This window comes from Thalassobaculum salexigens DSM 19539 (assembly GCF_000423805.1).
Taxonomy (GTDB): Bacteria; Pseudomonadota; Alphaproteobacteria; order Thalassobaculales; family Thalassobaculaceae; genus Thalassobaculum; species Thalassobaculum litoreum.
Map to the genome: position 1 here is coordinate 796,311 of NZ_KE384094.1, position 15,609 is coordinate 811,919.

Below are 15,609 nucleotides of genomic sequence, written 5' to 3' on the forward strand. Positions count from 1 at the left end.
CCCTTCCGTCAGGCAGGCGCGACGGCGCGGGGCAGCTTGAAGCGGATGTCCTCGCGGGCGACCTCCACTTCCTCCACGCTCACGGTGAAATGCGCGCGGCAGACCTCGATCACCTGCTCGACCAGCAGCTCCGGCGCGGAGGCGCCGGCGGTGATGCCGAGCCGGCGCACACCGGCCAGCCAGGCCATGTCGAGATCCGCGGCCTTCTGGATCAGACGGGACTCGCCGCAGCCGGCGACCTTGCCGACCTCGACCAGCCGTTTGGAGTTGGAGGAGTTGGGGGCGCCGATCACCACCAGGGCGTCGACCTTGGGCGCGATCGCCTTCACCGCCTCCTGGCGGTTGGTGGTGGCGTAGCAGATGTCTTCCTTCTTCGGCGCGGCCAGGTCCGGGAACCGCCGGCGCAGCACCTCGACGATCCGCGCGGTGTCGTCGACCGACAGGGTCGTCTGGGTGACGAAGGCGAGACCGCCGGCGCCGTCGGGCGGGGTGAAGCTCTCGGCCTGGGCCTCGTCCTCGACCAGGCTGATCGCCCCGTCGGGAAGCTGGCCCATGGTGCCGACGACCTCCGGATGGCCGGCATGGCCGATCAGGATGATGTGGCTGCCCATGCGGTGGTGACGCTCGGCCTCCAGATGCACTTTGCTGACCAGCGGGCAGGTGGCGTCGACATAGACCATCTCGCGCCGTGCCGCCTCGGCCGGTACCGATTTCGGCACGCCATGGGCGCTGAACACCACCGGCCGGTCGAGCGGACACTCGTCCAGTTCCTCGACGAAGACCGCGCCCTGGGCCTCCAGGCTCTCCACCACATGGCGGTTGTGCACGATCTCGTGGCGCACATAGACCGGCGCGCCCCATTTGTGCAGCGCCTGCTCGACGATCTGGATCGCCCGGTCCACGCCGGCGCAGAACCCGCGCGGGGCCGCGAGCACGATGGTCAGGGGCTGTTTCTGTTGCGCTGTCATCACGCCCCGTTTTCCGACGAATGCGGGGGTGCCGTCAATCGTCGCCGCATACGCCCCTCAATATGCCCGGTTCAATTGCGTGCGGCCTGGGGGCGGGCTATCGTCGGCGCCGGCGTTTTCCCGGCCGCAAGCGGGCCGGCGACCGACCCTTTTGCGACGGAACCCATAACGGACCCTGATGCGTTCAAACATTCTTCTGGCGGCGACCGCCGCGCTCGCCCTCTCCGCCTGCGCCAGCGACAAGCCGGTGGAGCGGCTCTGCCCGCCCGCGGCCGCCGTGGCCGGCGTCGAGCGGATGACCAGCTTCCGCCCCGGCGGCGGCCAGGACCTCACCGACGTGGCCTTCACCGCGCAGGTCGATTCCGTCGACTCGGTCTGCCAATACGGCGAAGACGGGGTCGAGGTGGCGATGAACGTGCTGCTGAGCGCCGAGCGCGGCCCGGCCGACACGACCCGGGAAGCCGACCTGAAGTATTTCGTGGCGATCGAGAACGGGCCCGGCAACTTCACGGCCAAGGAGATCTACGACGTCTCCCTGCCGTTCGAGGGCAACCGTCGGCGGGTCGGCATCGTGGAGGAGATCGACATCATGATTCCCACGCCGGCCGACAGCGATTTCTCGCAGATCCGGATCCTGATCGGCCTGCAGATCACCCCCGAACAGGTGCAGTACAACCAGCGCAACAAGGCCCGCTGAGCCGCTCCATTTCGCGGTCATCGCCTTGAAATAACGCGAAGAACTTGGTGTGGACCCGCCCGCGGGGTGGCGGTGTCCCTGCGGAGCCGCCGACCGGCCGGCCGCGCCCGGCGTGCCAAGAAGCGGTTGCAGATTCCGTTTCTTCGGCTACTCTCTGCGCCGTCATAACCCACGACCCTCGGGGGAGAGAGCGGCGGATCCGGCCGTTTCCTGAACTTCCCCGGATCGCGGCGCCGCCGAAGGAGCAACCGCCCCCGGAAACTCTCAGGCGCCCGTACCCCGAGGTGAGGTGACTCTGGAGAGCGGGCGAGCGATCGCCCCACCGACGAGGAAAGCCGCAGGCCATCGCGGTCAATCTTTCAGGTCTCGGGACAGAGAGGGGGTGTGCACCGGAATCCCGGTCGCATGCACCCTTTGTCACGGAGTCTCGATGACCGACGCCACGCTTCAGACCACCCCGCTCAATGCGCTCCACCGCGAGCTCGGCGCCAAGATGGTGCCCTTCGCCGGCTACGACATGCCGGTGCAGTTTCCCCTGGGCGTCCTGGGCGAGCACAGGCACACGCGGATCAAGGCGGGACTGTTCGACGTCTCCCATATGGGCCAGGTGCGGATCGACGGGGCCGGTTCCGATGTAACGGGCGCCGCCCAGATCATGGAGACCCTGGTGCCGGGCGACATCGCCGGGCTGACCCCCGGGCGCATGCGCTATACCCAGTTCACCAACGCCGAGGGCGGGATTCTCGACGATCTGATGGTCACCCATGCCGGCGACCACCTGTTCGTCGTCGTAAACGCCGCCTGCAAGGAGCAGGACATCGCGCTGATGAAGGCCGCGATCGGCGACAAGCTGACTGTCCTCGAGGATCGGGCCCTGCTGGCGCTGCAGGGACCGGCGGCGGCCGGAGTGCTGGCGGAACTGGCGCCGGAGGCGGCGGAGCTGACCTTCATGACCGGGGCGGCGATGGATGTGGCCGGCCTGCCCTGTTTCGTCACCCGGTCGGGCTATACCGGCGAGGACGGCTACGAGATCTCGGTGCCGGCCGACGGGGCCGAGGCCCTGGCCCGCAAACTGCTGGACCATGCCGATGTGGAGCCCATCGGCCTCGGCGCCCGCGATTCCCTGCGCCTGGAGGCCGGTCTGTGCCTCTACGGCCACGACATCGACACCACCACTTCGCCGGTGGAGGCTGCCCTGCTCTGGTCGATCGGCAAGCGCCGGCGCGAGGAAGGCGGCTTCCCGGGGGCCGCGCGCATCCAAAAGGAAATCGCCGAGGGCACCACGCGCAAGCGGGTCGGCCTGAAGCCGGAGGGCCGCGCCCCGGCGCGCGAAGGCACCGAGATCGTCGACGCGGACGGCGCCCCCATCGGCAAAGTCACCAGCGGCGGCTTCGGCCCCAGCGTGGAAGGCCCGGTCGCGATGGGCTACGTGGCCAGCGCCCACGCCGCCGTCGGCACCGCCGTCTCCCTGATGGTGCGTGGCAAGCCGCTGCCGGCGACGATCGTCAAACTGCCTTTCGTTACTCCTGGATATAAACGCTAAAACAATCGCTTAGGAGCGGGACTATGGTTGTAAAGTACACCGAAGATCACGAGTGGGTCTCCGTCGACGGCGATGTCGGCACCGTCGGCATCACCGCCCACGCCCAGGAGCAGCTCGGCGACATCGTGTTCGTCGAACTGCCCGATGTGGGCAAGACCGTCGCCAAGGGCGACGAGGCCGGCGTGGTCGAATCCGTGAAGGCGGCGAGCGAGATCTACGCCCCGGTGGCCGGCGAGATCGTCGAGGTCAACGAGGCCCTGGCCGACGCGCCGGGCACCGCCAATTCCGACCCGACCGGGGCCGGCTGGTTCTTCAAGGTGAAGCTCAGCGATCCGTCGGAGCTGGACGGCCTGATGGACGAAGCCGCCTACAACGACCTGATCGGCTGAACCGAGCCCCCCTGAGCTCAGCCCCCCGAGCTGTGCCCCCTGAGCGCGCCCCCGCGTGGAGAGACCTATGACCGAGACCCGTATGACCGTCGAGCAGTTGCACGACCAGGCCGCCTTCATCGGCCGGCATATCGGACCGAGCCCGGACGAGAGCGCCGCCATGCTGGCCGCGCTCGGCTATGACAGCCTCGACGCCCTGAGCGATGCGGCCCTGCCCCGGTCGATCCATCTCGACCAGCCGCTTGCCCTCGACGCCCCCAAGGGCGAGGCCGAGACACTGGCCGAACTGGCCGAGATGGCCGCCCAGAACAAGGTGGCGACCTCGCTCATCGGCATGGGCTACTACGACACGGTCACCCCGGCGGTCATCAAACGCAACGTGCTGGAGAACCCGTCCTGGTACACCGCCTACACGCCGTACCAGGCGGAGATCAGCCAGGGCCGGCTTGAGGCCCTGCTGAACTTCCAGACCATGGTCGCCGACCTGACCGGCATGGACATCGCCAACGCCTCGCTTCTGGACGAGGGCACGGCGGCGGCGGAGGCCATGGCGCTGGGCCGCAAGCTGGCGAAGAACAAGGGTGCGGTCTTCTTCGTCTCCCAGCGGGTACATCCGCAGACCATCGACGTGCTGCGCACCCGGGCCGAGCCGATCGGCATCGAGATCGAGGTGGGCGACGAGTTCGCCGGCCTGCCGGCCGAGGCCTTCGGCTACCTGCTGCAGTATCCGGCGACCCGCGGGTCGGTGAACGACTACAAGGACATCGTCGAGCGGGCCCATGGCAACGGCGCCATCGTGGTGGTCGCCGCCGACCTGCTGGCGCTGACCCTGCTGACCCCGCCGGGCGAGTGGGGCGCCGATATCGTGGTCGGCACCACCCAGCGTTTCGGGGTGCCCATGGGCTTCGGCGGCCCGCATGCCGCCTATTTCGCCACCCGCGACACCCATAAGCGCAATATGCCGGGCCGCATCGTCGGCGTGTCGGTCGACTCCGCCGGCCGTCCGGCCTACCGCCTCGCGCTGCAGACCCGCGAGCAGCATATCCGCCGCGAGAAGGCGACCTCCAACATCTGCACCGCCCAGGTGCTGCTGGCGGTCATCGCGTCGATGTACGCGGTCTATCACGGGCCCGACGGGCTGACCCGGATCGCCACACGGGTGAACCGCCTGGCCGCCATCCTGGCCGAGGGCCTGCGCCGGCTCGGCTACAAGCTGGACAGCGATGCCTTCTTCGACACCGTCACGGTCAAGGCGCCGGACGTCGCCGCGACCGTCTGGGAAGCCGCCCGGGTCGAGGGAATGAACCTGCGGTTCCTGGAAGGGGCGCTCGGCATCAGCCTGGACGAGACCTCCAACCGGCAGACGGTCGAGCGGATCTGGTCCTGCTTCTGGCAGGGTTCCAAGGCGGAGTTCACCTTCGACGAGATCGAGGCGGCGGTCGGCGAGCCGATCCCGCAGGAGCAGCGGCGGACGTCGGATTTCCTGACCCATCCCGTGTTCCACGAGAACCGGTCCGAGACCGAGATGCTGCGCTACCTGCGCCGCCTGTCGGACAAGGACATCGCGCTCGACCGTTCGATGATCCCGCTCGGCTCCTGCACCATGAAGCTGAACGCCACCACCGAGATGGTGCCGGTCACCTGGCCGGAATTCGCCAGCATCCATCCCTTCGCCCCGTCCGATCAGACTCAGGGCTACCTGCGGCTGATCGGCGAGCTGGAGCGGATGCTGGCCTCGGCCACCGGCTATGCCGCGGTGTCCGTGCAGCCGAATTCCGGCGCCCAGGGCGAGTATGCAGGGCTGCTGGTCATCCGCGCCTATCACCGGGCGCGCGGCGAGGCGCATCGCGACATCTGCCTGATCCCGTCCTCCGCCCACGGCACCAACCCGGCCTCCGCCGCGATGGCCGGCATGAAGGTGGTCGTGGTCGCCTGCGACGACAAAGGCAATGTCGACGTCGACGATCTGAAGGCCAAGGCCGAGGCCCATGCCGACAACCTGGCGGCGCTGATGATCACCTACCCGTCGACCCACGGCGTGTTCGAGGTGAAGGTCCGCGAGATCTGCCAGATCGTCCATGACAACGGCGGTCAGGTGTATACCGACGGCGCCAACCTGAACGCCCTGGTCGGGTTGTGCAGCCCGTGCGAGTTCGGCTCCGACGTGAGCCACATGAACCTGCACAAGACCTTCTGCATCCCCCATGGCGGCGGCGGCCCGGGCGTGGGCCCGATCGGCGTCGCCCAGCATCTGGTGCCGTTCCTGCCGGGCCACGAGGAGCTGGACAGCGGCGAGACCGCCATCGGCGCCATCTCCGCCGCGCCCTACGGTAGCGCCGGCATCCTGGCGATCAGCTGGGCCTATATCCGCATGATGGGCGCCGAGGGTCTGAAGAAGGCGACCCAGGCGGCGATCCTGAACGCCAACTACCTGGCAAAGCGGCTGTCCGACCACTACCCGGTGCTCTATGCCGGGCCGGACGGGCTGGTGGCGCATGAGTGCATCATCGACCTGCGGCCGATCAAGGATGCCTGCGGCGTCAGCGTCGACGACGTGGCCAAGCGGCTGATGGATTACGGCTTCCACGCCCCGACCATGAGCTTCCCGGTGGCCGGCACCCTGATGATCGAGCCGACCGAGAGCGAGAGCAAGGCGGAGATCGACCGGTTCTGCGACGCCATGATCGCCATCCGCGAGGAGATCCGGGCGGTGGAGACCGGCAAGATGGACGTGGAGGCCTCGGCCCTGCGCAACGCCCCGCATACCAGCGACGACCTGCTGGCGGATGCCTGGGACCGGCCCTACAGCCGGCGTGAGGCGGCCTTCCCGCTGGAGGGCATGGAGGCGTCGAAGTACTGGCCGCCGGTCTCTCGCATCGACAACGTGTACGGCGACCGTCACGTCATCTGCACCTGCCCGCCGATCGAGGCCTATCAGGACGCGGCGGAGTAATCCGCCGGTTCCGCCTGGTACCATCGGCCTCGCCTCACACCGTCATCCCGGCGGCCTCCGGACCTGATCCGGCGGTCGACCGGGAGCCGGCTGCGGCAGGAGTTCGGCGTGTTTGACGCTTGGGCGGCTAAGCCGCCGCCCGCTCCCCGGCCGCCGCCCGACCGAGGATCATGTCGGCCGCCTTCTCGGCGATCATCATGGTCGGCGCGTTGGTGTTGCCGCCGATCAGCCGCGGCATGATCGACGCGTCGACCACCCGCAGCCCCTCCACCCCGTGCACCTTCAGCTCCTGATCGACCACCGCGTCCGGGTCGCTGCCCATGCGGCAGGTGCCGACCGGGTGGTAGATCGTCTCCGAGATCCGCCGGACATAGGCGTCGATCTGATCGTCCGTCGTCACCGACGGGCCGGGGTTCAGCTCCTCGCCGCGCCAGCGGTCGAAGGCCGACTGCGCCACCCAGCCGCGCGCCATGCGCAGCCCGTCGCGGAACACTTTCCGGTCGTTCTCCGTGGCGTAGTAGTTGGCGAAGATCCGGATCTTCGCCGCCGGATCGGCCGAGGTCAGTTCCAGATGACCCCGGCTCTCCGGGCGGAGCTGGCACATGCGGATGGTGAATCCGTCCTGGTCCATCCGGTCCTTCCACAGGTGCCAGAGCCAGGGCAGCCGCACCCGCTTGGCCCCCAGGCCGATCAGCATGTGCCACTGCATGTCCGGCATTTCCAGCTCGGGTCGGGTCTTCACGAAGGCCCCGCCCTCCGCCGGGAAGGTCGCCGCCGGGCCGGTGCGGAACAGCGCCGCCTGGGCCATGGCCAGGGCCGCCCGATCGAGCCGGATCAGGCTGTGCAGGGTCACCGGCTCCGGACAGGAGTATTGCAGCGGGATGTCCAGATGGTCCTGCAGGTTGCGGCCGACCCCGGGCAGATCGTGCAGCGGGGCGACCCCGTGCTGTTTCAAGTGGTCGGCCGGGCCGATGCCCGAGAGCATCAGCACCTGGGGCGAGTTCAGCGAGCCGCCGGCCAGGATCACCTCGCGCCTAGCAAGCACCCGTTCCAGCGAGCCGCCCCGGGCGTATTCCACACCGGTCGCACGTCCGCCCTCCAGCACCACCCGATGGGTCAGGGCCGAGGTCTCCACCGTCAGGTTGGAGCGGTTCATCGCCGGGCGCAGGTAGCACACCGCCGCACTGGCCCGCCGTCCGTCATGGATGGTGAAGTCGTAGCGGCAGACCCCTTCCTGCTCCGGGCCGTTGCAATCGTCGATCCGGGTCATGCCGGCCTGCACCCCGGCGGCGACGAAGGCGTCGTAAAGCGGGTTGTCGCCGCGCCCGCGCTGCACCTTCAGCGGGCCGGACGTGCCGTGCAGCGCGTCGGCCCGTCGGTCCACATGGCCTTCGGAGCGCTTGAAATAGGGTAGCACGTCGTCCCAGGCCCAGCCCCGGTTGCCGAGCTGCGCCCAGGTGTCGTAGTCGCGCGGATGGCCGCGCACGTAGATCATCGAGTTGATGGAGGACGACCCGCCCAGGACCTTGCCGCGCGGCCAGTAGAGCTTGCGGTTGTCCAGATGCGGCTCCGGCTCGGTCCAGTAGCCCCAGGAGTGCATGGACGAGCGCACCAGCTTGCCGGTGCCGAGCGGGATATGGATCAGCGGGTTCCAGTCCTTGCCGCCTGCTTCCAGCAGAAGCACCGAGACGTCCGGATCCGCACTCAGCCGGTTGGCGAGCACGCAGCCCGCCGATCCGGCTCCGACGATGATGTAATCGACCTCGCGCATGCCGGAAGTGTGGCGCGGGGCGGTCGGGCGCTCAATGGGGAAAGATGCGGTCGCCGCGAGAGCCCCCGATAGCGAAAAGGCCCCTATCAGGTGATGCCCAGGACGGCGTCGATACGGCTCTTCAGAGACTTCAGGGTCGGCGGTTTGACGATGAAGGCATCGACGCCGAGCTTTACGGCTTCCTGGACGGTCGCGGATTCATTGTGGGTCGTCAGGAACACGACCGGGATCTCCCGGACCTTGAGCATCCGGGTACGGCGTAGCGCCCGTAGAAACGTCATCCCGTCCATCGGCATCATCTCGATATCGCAGACGATGACGTCGGGCAGCTTGTCCATACAGGCCCGTAACCCGGTCTCTCCGTCCTCAGCATCGCGGACCGAGGCGAAACCAAGGACCTTCAAGGCCTGGACCGTAATCTTGCGTTGGATCTCGTCGTCCTCGATCACAAGGGCATCGAGTTCCAGATATGCGTCATCCATCGTTCGTCCCATTATCCGCGACCGCCCCCAGGCGCGTCTGCAGCCTGATTGCCACCGCATTAGCCGCTTGCTCGAAAGCGGTCCAGGCTTCGGCATCGTCGTCATGTTCCAAGCGCTCGCACGCGGCCGCCAGGCCCGCGCCCCCGACCGCGGCCGCGGCCCCGCGCAAGGCATGGGCCATCCTGTGGCGGGTCGCCGCATCCGCCACCGCAAGCTCGTGTCGATCGGTTTCCAGCCGCCGGGCGAAATCGCGCAGCAGATGGTCGACCATCTCCCGATCGCCGCCGCTCAGCTCTTCCAATGCTGAGGTATCAAGCACCGAGGTTCTGTCATCTCCGTCATCTGCCACAGGGGCCATCACAGCGACAGCCGCGCTGCCCCGCTCCGCCGCTACCAGGGCCGCCGCCAGACCGTCGAGCTGCACCGGTTTGACGAGCACCTGTCTCACCCCCGCCTGGCGGGCCGTCTCGATCTCCTCGGGCATCCCGGACGCCGTCAGCATGATCACCGGCGGGTGATCCCGCCCGCTTTCGCGCAGGGCCCGAACCAGCCCCAATCCATCAAGGCGCGGCATGTGCCAGTCGGTGATGATGAGATCCCAGACTCCGGGATTGCCACTCCATTCCGCGAGGGCCGCCGCCCCATCCTCGACAACTCTGGTCGCGCACCCGAGCCGATCCAACTGCCGGCCGATCACCCAGCGCAGGGTTGCGTCGTCTTCCGCCACAAGCACGCGCAGATGCGCACTCGGCGCACGGTGCGATGGTTCGACGCCAGCATCCTCAATGGCGGTCGCCGGCAACGGTATCGCCAAGCGAAAGGTGCTGCCCTGTCCGGGCGCGCTGGTCACCGACAGCGTCCCGCCCATGAGCTCCGCCAGTTGTCGCGAGACCGTCAGTCCCAGGCCCGTACCGCCGAACCGCCGGGTGGTACCGCGATCCGCCTGCTCGAACGGATGGAAGAGGCGGTTGGCCGACCCCGACGAAATGCCGATGCCGGTGTCCGACACCTCAATCCGGACCCAGTCGGCCCGGTCGGCCTCAGGGACGGCCGACACCGTGATGCTGCCGGTCTCGGTGAACTTGAGGGCGTTGCCGAGGAGATTCCCCAGGATCTGTTCGATCCGCGCACTGTCGCCGATCACCGCCTTGGGAAGGGCGTCATCGATGTGAACAGTCAGGCTCAACCCCTTGGCGCTGGCCGCCGACGAGAACAGCTCGATAACAGCGCGCATGGATGACGCGAAGACGAACGGCTTCGGGTCGATGTCCAGCTTACCTGCCTCGATCTTCGACTGGTCGAGAAGTTGGTTCAGCAGGCTCAGCAGGGACGTCGCCGATCTACGGACAACGCCGGCCATCGTTTTCTGCTCGGGGTTCAGGCCGGACTCTTCCAAAAGTTCCGTAGTTGCCAGAATGCCGGTCATGGGGGTTCGGATTTCGTGGCTGACCGTCGCCAGAAACGACGACTTGGCGCGGTTGGCGGATTCGGCGCTCTGTCGGGCCTGCGCCAGAATGGTCTCGCGTTCCAGTCGATAAGCCAGAGTCCGACGGGCGAAGATCACGGCGATCACCGCGGCGGCGGCGATCAGGGCAATACCGGCCGTCGACGCATAGAACCCGATCCGCGCGTAGCTATGGGCGCTGTCGGTAACGTCCAGATAGGTCTCGAACGCGCCGATGACACGGCGGTCGGTCTCTTCGCCGGCGAAGACCGGAACATAGGTTTCGGCCACGACGGTCTGTGTGACGGCACGCGTCATGCCCGGCTCCACCGTCCCGGATTCGCCGGACGCCTGATGTTCGATGGTGGCGTGAACGCGGCCGCGCAACACGGAATCCACCCAATAGGGGGAGCGGTTGACGGACCCGAGATCCGTCGGATCGCTGGCGGCGATCGCCGTCCCTGCAGCATCGAAGATGATGAACTTCTCCAATCCGCCGATGCGAGAGGCAAGCGCGATCGTGGATCGGTCCTTCTGGGACAGTTGCCCGCCTTCAAAAACCTGATCGACCGATTCCAGCACGGAGATCAGCGCCGATGACCAAGTCTCGCCCCGTGCGATCGCATCGGCTTCCAGTTGGGTCGTCTGAATGCGGTTGATGGCCAGCACAAGCAGGATCGCCGTGATCGTCAGGATCGCCACCACGATGGCGGCGAGCGCACCGGGGTGCCGTCCGATGAACGGTACGGCGGCCGGGTCTGCGCTGTTCTGTTTCATGGGCACGGGCATCGGTGCTCGCATGCGTGGGGGTCGGAGAGCCTCCAGTATCGGATGCCGCAACTAATAGCCCAGGTGACGGCCTTCGCCTTGACCTTGATCAAGGTCGAGCGCCCCGTCGGTCGTCGCGTCAACCGAGATCTCGGCTGACGACCTTCAGGTCGGACTTCACGTCGCGCGGGTGGCGGACGCCTTCGGAGCGGGCAACGCGGAAACACCGTGCTGCTTCAGCTGACCGGCCGGGCAGATGCCGGAGAGTGTCATAACCAGCGGCACTTTCGGCGCCGCGCAGGCGAGGATCACCTCGCGCTCTGGCCTCGCAGGTGCGGCATCGATAGGATCGGCCGCTATCGCCTCTACTTGACCAGATACGGATCCCGTCATGACTGACACCGACACGCCTGAATCCCTCGAGGAGCTGGTCGGCTTCAACGCCACGCTGGGTTTTCGCCTGGTCGAGTGGACGCCCGAGCACGCGATCATGGAGCTCGATATCCAGGAGCATCACCTGAACCGGTCGGGGGTGCTGCATGGCGGGGTGATGGCGACGCTGATCGACGCGGTCTGCGGCTATTGCGGGGTGTGGCGTCCGGCGGGCGAGCCGGCAGCCAAGGCGCTGACCCTGACGCTGACCACCAACTTCATGGGCCAGAGCCGCGAAGGCACGGTGCGGGCGAAGGCGGTGCGCAAGGGTGGCGGGCGCAAGATCTTCTTCGCCTGGGGAGAGGTCACCGACGCCGAGGGCAACGTGCTGGCCATGGGCGAAGGCTCGTACCGAATCCGCAGCAGCGATCCCTACAGCCAGTCCAGCGGGTAACGCCGCTTACGGGATCCGCTCGTCGATCTCCTCGGCAGCGCCGGCCTCGTCGTCGTAGCCGTGGCGGCTGGAATAGAACACCAGCGCCATCAGGCCGGCGGTCAGCCAGAAGGTGAACAGCGCCCCGAGCCCCAGGGCCAGATAGCCGTGGATGCTCAGTGCCTGCCCGCCGCTCTGCTCCCAGCCCCACATCGCGGCAACCGCGAGAAGGGCGATGAGAATGCCGGACAGGCCGATCAGGAAAAGGGTAGCGCGCATGGGAACCTCCACCCGTAAGATGGTGCGGCCCCTCCCCGAGCGCCAGCTTTGCAGGCCACACGAGTTCGTGCACAAATAGACCGCCCGCGCCGGACGCATTCGGGACAGGACACGCCGGGGAACAGGAGGATGCCATGGCCACCGCGCTCACCGCCGACCAGATCGACGCCTTCAACCGGGACGGCTTCCTCGTCGTCGAGGATGCGGTCACGCCGGCCCAACTCGCCGCCCTGAAGGCCGACCTCGCCGGCTGGGTCGAGGAGAGCCGGGCCCATGACGAGCCGTTCGGGCCGGAGACGGTGGACGGACGCGCCCGCTTCGACATGGGGGCGGAGCACACGGCCGCGCATCCCGCCCTGCGCCGGGTCAACAACCCGTCTGACATATCGCCGGCCTATCTCGACGTCATGACCCAGGCCCGCACCGTGGACATGATCGCCGACCTGATCGGCCCGGACGTGAAGTTCCATCACTGCAAGATCAACGTGAAGCTGCCGGGCACGAAGACCGAGGTCGGCTATCACCAGGATTTCGCCTTCACCCCACACACCAATGACGACGTGATCACCGCCCTGCTGATGCTGGACGACGTCACCGAGGAGAACGGCTGCCTGATGGTGGTGCCGGGCACCCATCGCGGGCCGATGCACAGCCTGTTCGAGAACGGCGTGTTCGTCGGCAAGATGCGGCCGGAGACCGAGGCGGAGATGAAGGCCCGCCAGGTGGCGGTGACCGGGCCTGCCGGCGCGGTCTGCCTGATGCATACCCGCCTCGCTCACGGCTCCGCCGCCAATGCCTCACAGCGGCCGCGCGGCCTGTATATCTGCGTCTACACCGCCGCCGACGCGGTGCCGATCGCCCGCAACCCGATGGCCAATCCGAACGAGGGCAAGATCGTGCGCGGCCAGGAGAGCCCGGTGGCCCGCATGATCCCGATCGAGGTGGAGCTGCCGAAGCAGCCGAAATCGGCCTCGTTCTTCACCGTGCAGGGCCAGGAGTCCCGCCGCGCCCAGGCCTGACCGCCCGCCCGGAAAGCCGTCCCCATGACCGTCGCCACCCGCCGGCTGGGCCGCACCGGCTGGACCGTGTCCGAACTCGGCCTCGCCTGTACCCGGCCCTGGTCCGGACGATGGATGGACGAGGCCTCGGCCATCGCGCTGATCCAACAGGCGGTGAAGCTCGGCATCACCGGCTTCCACACCGGACCCTGCTATGACGGGGTGCGAGCCCAGGAACGGCTGGGCAAGGCTCTGCGCACGCTGGGACCGGAGCGCGACCACCTCCTCATCTCCATCGGCGTCGGCACGGTGCGGCTGGGCCGCAGCCAGGTGATCCGCGACTTCTCCCCCGACACCGTCGAGCAGCAGGTCGCGGAGAGCCTGGACCGGCTCGGCCTGGACCGACTGCCCCTGGTCTGCCTCGACCGGCCGGAGAGCGCCTATCTGACCGACGACCTGATGGATACGCTCGCCGCCCTGAAGGGCGAGGGGGCCGCCGACCTCATCGGCGTCGCCGGCTCGCCGCAACAGATCACCGCCGGGCTCGTCGCGGCCCGGGGCACCGGGCTGATCGACGTGATCATGCCGGCCTACAGCCCGGCCGATCAGGACAGCGAGGCGATCATCGAGCAGGCCGCCCTGGACGGGCTGGGCGTGATCGCCACCGGCACGCTGGCCCGCATGAGCTTCGCCGAGATGGACGCCGACTGGTCGCTGCCGCGCACCTGGTGGCAGGCCAAGCGCCGCCTGACCGACCGGCTGGTCGCCGCCGGCCAAGTCGCCCGGGCGCAGCGCTGTCGGTTCCTGACCGCCGTGAAGGGCTGGAGCGCGGCCCAGGCCTGCCTCGGCTTCGTCCTGTCCCACCCGGACGTGCACAGCGCCGTCTTCGCCACCGCCGACCTCCGGCACCTGCACGAGAACGCGGCGGCCAGCGGCCGAGTCTTGCCGACCGAGGTGATCCGCCGCATCGTTACCGCCCACCGCTGAGCCGACCCGCCAAGCCGCCCCCGCTTCATCCCGACCCGGATTCGTCCCGATCCAGTTTCATCGAGGAACCGCCCATGACCTGGTCCATCGTCGCCCGCGACCCGTCCAGCGTGCAGATCGGCATCGCCATCTCCTCCAGGGTGATCGCCGTCGGCGCGCTGTGTCCGATGTTCCGCGACGGCGTCGGGGCGCTGTCGTCGCAGTCCTATACCAGCCCGGTCGCCGGGGAACGGCTGCTGGAGGCGCTGGCGAACGGCACCGGCGGACAGACGGCGATCGGGCACGCGCTGACCGGCGACGACGGCCATATGTGGCGGCAGATCCACGGCGTCGACGCCGCCGGCCGCCCCTTCGCCCATACCGGCGCGCGCTGTATCGAGTGGTGCGGGCACTGGACCGGCGACGCGGTGTCGATCGCCGGCAATATGCTGGCCGGCCCGCAGGTGCTGGACGCGACGGTGGCGGCCTGGAACGCGGGGAGCGAGGCACAGCCTTTCGCCGACCGGCTGCTCGGCGCGCTGGAGGCGGGCCAGGCCGCCGGCGGCGACAAGCGGGGCCGGCAGTCGGCGGCGCTGATGGTGCGGGGCGGCGAGATCCATGCGGCGGTCGACCTGCGGGTCGACGAGCATCCCGACCCGGTTGCCGAGCTGCGCCGGGTGTTCGACCTGTTCTGGGCCGAGCGACGCCCCTACATGGCGACCCTGCCGACCCGCGAGAACCCCAGCGGCATCTACGATCCCGACGAGCGCGAGGCGTTCATCGCGGCGTGGAAGGCGCGGGAAGGCGCCCTCTAACACCCTCCCCTACCGTCCATCCTGACGGAAGTCAGGACCAAGCCACGGACGGTTCCGCAGCTTGCTCCCGGATCAGGTCCGTGATCACGGCTTCGGGGGGCTGGGCCTCACGTCAGCGGCAGGTCGATCCACTTCTTGAAGCCCTTGGTCGCCCGGCAGTTCTCCATCCAGGCCTCCAGGTTCGGCATCGCCGGCCGGTCCGTCACCAGGGTGAGGAAGCGGTAGGCCTGAATGGCGACCGGGATATCGGCCATGGTCAGGCGGTCGCCCATGATGAACTTCCGGCCCTCAAGCCGCCTGTCGAGGATGGCGAAGACCGCGTTGCCCCTCTCGATTCCCGCCCCGATCGCCGCCATGTCGCGGTCGGCCTCGGCGGTGCGCACCAGGCCCCAGAAGACCGGTGTCATGAACGGCAGCACGGTGGTCTGCTGCCAGTCCATCCAGCGGTCGGCGTCGGCGTATTCCTGCGGGTCGGTCGGACAGAGCGTGCCCTTGCCGTGCTTGGCCGCCAGATATCGGGTGCAGGCGTTCGACTCCCACAGCACGAAACCTCCGTCGATGATCGTCGGCACCACGCTGTTCGGGTTGAGGTCGGTATAGGCCTTGTCCTTGGTCTTGCCGAAAGGTCCGCCATAATCCTCGCGCTCGAACGGAACGCCCAGCTCCTCGCAGACCCACAGAACCTTCTGGACGTTGGCCGAGTTCGCCCGGCCCAGGATCTTCAACATGCC

At 68.2% G+C, this 15,609-nt stretch carries 14 protein-coding genes and 2 riboswitches; of the genes, 8 read left to right on the forward strand and 6 right to left on the reverse strand.

The annotated features are described in order from the left end of the window. Positions 1–8: 8 nt before the first annotated feature. Positions 9–968: a 4-hydroxy-3-methylbut-2-enyl diphosphate reductase gene (gene ispH / locus G578_RS0118925; RefSeq protein ID WP_028795585.1), complete on the reverse strand. Its 960-nt coding sequence runs from the start codon at positions 966–968 to the stop codon at positions 9–11. Between the two features lie 178 nt (positions 969–1,146). Here ispH and G578_RS28665 point away from each other — a divergent pair, with 178 nt between their 5' ends. The 4 genes from G578_RS28665 to gcvP all read left to right on the forward strand — a co-directional run bounded on the left by G578_RS28665 (position 1,147) and on the right by gcvP (position 6,550). Next, positions 1,147–1,665 carry a hypothetical protein gene (locus G578_RS28665; protein ID WP_051245010.1) on the forward strand — a complete coding sequence of 173 codons (519 nt, stop codon included), beginning with the start codon at positions 1,147–1,149 and terminating at the stop codon, positions 1,663–1,665. A gap of 171 nt (positions 1,666–1,836) precedes the next feature. Continuing rightward, a riboswitch (glycine riboswitch) is annotated at positions 1,837–1,955 on the forward strand. A 3-nt stretch (positions 1,956–1,958) separates the two neighbouring features. Continuing rightward, positions 1,959–2,042, forward strand: a riboswitch (glycine riboswitch). Between the two features lie 53 nt (positions 2,043–2,095). Further along, a complete protein-coding gene (gene gcvT / locus G578_RS0118935; RefSeq protein ID WP_028795586.1) occupies positions 2,096–3,208 on the forward strand; it encodes a glycine cleavage system aminomethyltransferase GcvT in 1,113 nt (370 codons plus the stop codon). 23 nt (positions 3,209–3,231) lie between these two features. Continuing rightward, positions 3,232–3,597: a glycine cleavage system protein GcvH gene (gene gcvH / locus G578_RS0118940; RefSeq protein WP_028795587.1), complete on the forward strand. Its 366-nt coding sequence runs from the start codon at positions 3,232–3,234 to the stop codon at positions 3,595–3,597. Positions 3,598–3,664: 67 nt separating this feature from the next. Next, the gene (gene gcvP / locus G578_RS0118945; protein WP_038015182.1) at positions 3,665–6,550 is read left to right on the forward strand and encodes an aminomethyl-transferring glycine dehydrogenase; all 2,886 of its coding nucleotides are present in this window, start codon (positions 3,665–3,667) and stop codon (positions 6,548–6,550) included. A 127-nt stretch (positions 6,551–6,677) separates the two neighbouring features. Here gcvP and G578_RS0118950 read toward each other — a convergent pair whose 3' ends face one another. The 3 genes from G578_RS0118950 to G578_RS28670 all read right to left on the reverse strand — a co-directional run bounded on the left by G578_RS0118950 (position 6,678) and on the right by G578_RS28670 (position 11,024). After that, positions 6,678–8,321: a GMC family oxidoreductase gene (locus tag G578_RS0118950; protein WP_028795589.1), complete on the reverse strand. Its 1,644-nt coding sequence runs from the start codon at positions 8,319–8,321 to the stop codon at positions 6,678–6,680. A gap of 86 nt (positions 8,322–8,407) precedes the next feature. Next, a complete protein-coding gene (locus tag G578_RS0118955) occupies positions 8,408–8,803 on the reverse strand; it encodes a response regulator (protein WP_038015183.1) in 396 nt (131 codons plus the stop codon). Further along, positions 8,796–11,024, reverse strand: a complete 2,229-nt coding sequence (locus G578_RS28670; protein WP_169400883.1) for an ATP-binding protein — start codon at positions 11,022–11,024, stop codon at positions 8,796–8,798. Before G578_RS28670 ends, G578_RS0118955 begins: the two co-directional genes overlap by 8 nt. Before the next feature lie 382 nt (positions 11,025–11,406). Here G578_RS28670 and G578_RS0118970 point away from each other — a divergent pair, with 382 nt between their 5' ends. Next, the gene (locus tag G578_RS0118970; RefSeq protein WP_028795591.1) at positions 11,407–11,841 is read left to right on the forward strand and encodes a PaaI family thioesterase; all 435 of its coding nucleotides are present in this window, start codon (positions 11,407–11,409) and stop codon (positions 11,839–11,841) included. 6 nt (positions 11,842–11,847) lie between these two features. Here the strand turns inward: G578_RS0118970 and G578_RS0118975 are convergent, their stop codons facing one another. Further along, positions 11,848–12,099, reverse strand: a complete 252-nt coding sequence (locus G578_RS0118975; RefSeq protein ID WP_028795592.1) for a hypothetical protein — start codon at positions 12,097–12,099, stop codon at positions 11,848–11,850. Positions 12,100–12,233: 134 nt separating this feature from the next. Here G578_RS0118975 and G578_RS0118980 point away from each other — a divergent pair, with 134 nt between their 5' ends. The 3 genes from G578_RS0118980 to G578_RS0118990 all read left to right on the forward strand — a co-directional run bounded on the left by G578_RS0118980 (position 12,234) and on the right by G578_RS0118990 (position 14,878). Further along, complete coding sequence (locus G578_RS0118980; RefSeq protein WP_028795593.1) at positions 12,234–13,118, forward strand: phytanoyl-CoA dioxygenase family protein; 885 nt, start codon at positions 12,234–12,236, stop codon at positions 13,116–13,118. A gap of 24 nt (positions 13,119–13,142) precedes the next feature. Next, a complete protein-coding gene (locus G578_RS0118985; protein WP_028795594.1) occupies positions 13,143–14,084 on the forward strand; it encodes an aldo/keto reductase in 942 nt (313 codons plus the stop codon). Positions 14,085–14,158: 74 nt separating this feature from the next. Beyond that, the gene (locus G578_RS0118990; protein ID WP_028795595.1) at positions 14,159–14,878 is read left to right on the forward strand and encodes a DUF1028 domain-containing protein; all 720 of its coding nucleotides are present in this window, start codon (positions 14,159–14,161) and stop codon (positions 14,876–14,878) included. Between the two features lie 107 nt (positions 14,879–14,985). Here G578_RS0118990 and G578_RS0118995 read toward each other — a convergent pair whose 3' ends face one another. Further along, positions 14,986–15,606 (reverse strand): glutathione S-transferase family protein, encoded by a 621-nt coding sequence (locus G578_RS0118995; protein ID WP_028795596.1) that lies wholly within the window; start codon positions 15,604–15,606, stop codon positions 14,986–14,988. Positions 15,607–15,609 lie beyond the last annotated feature (3 nt).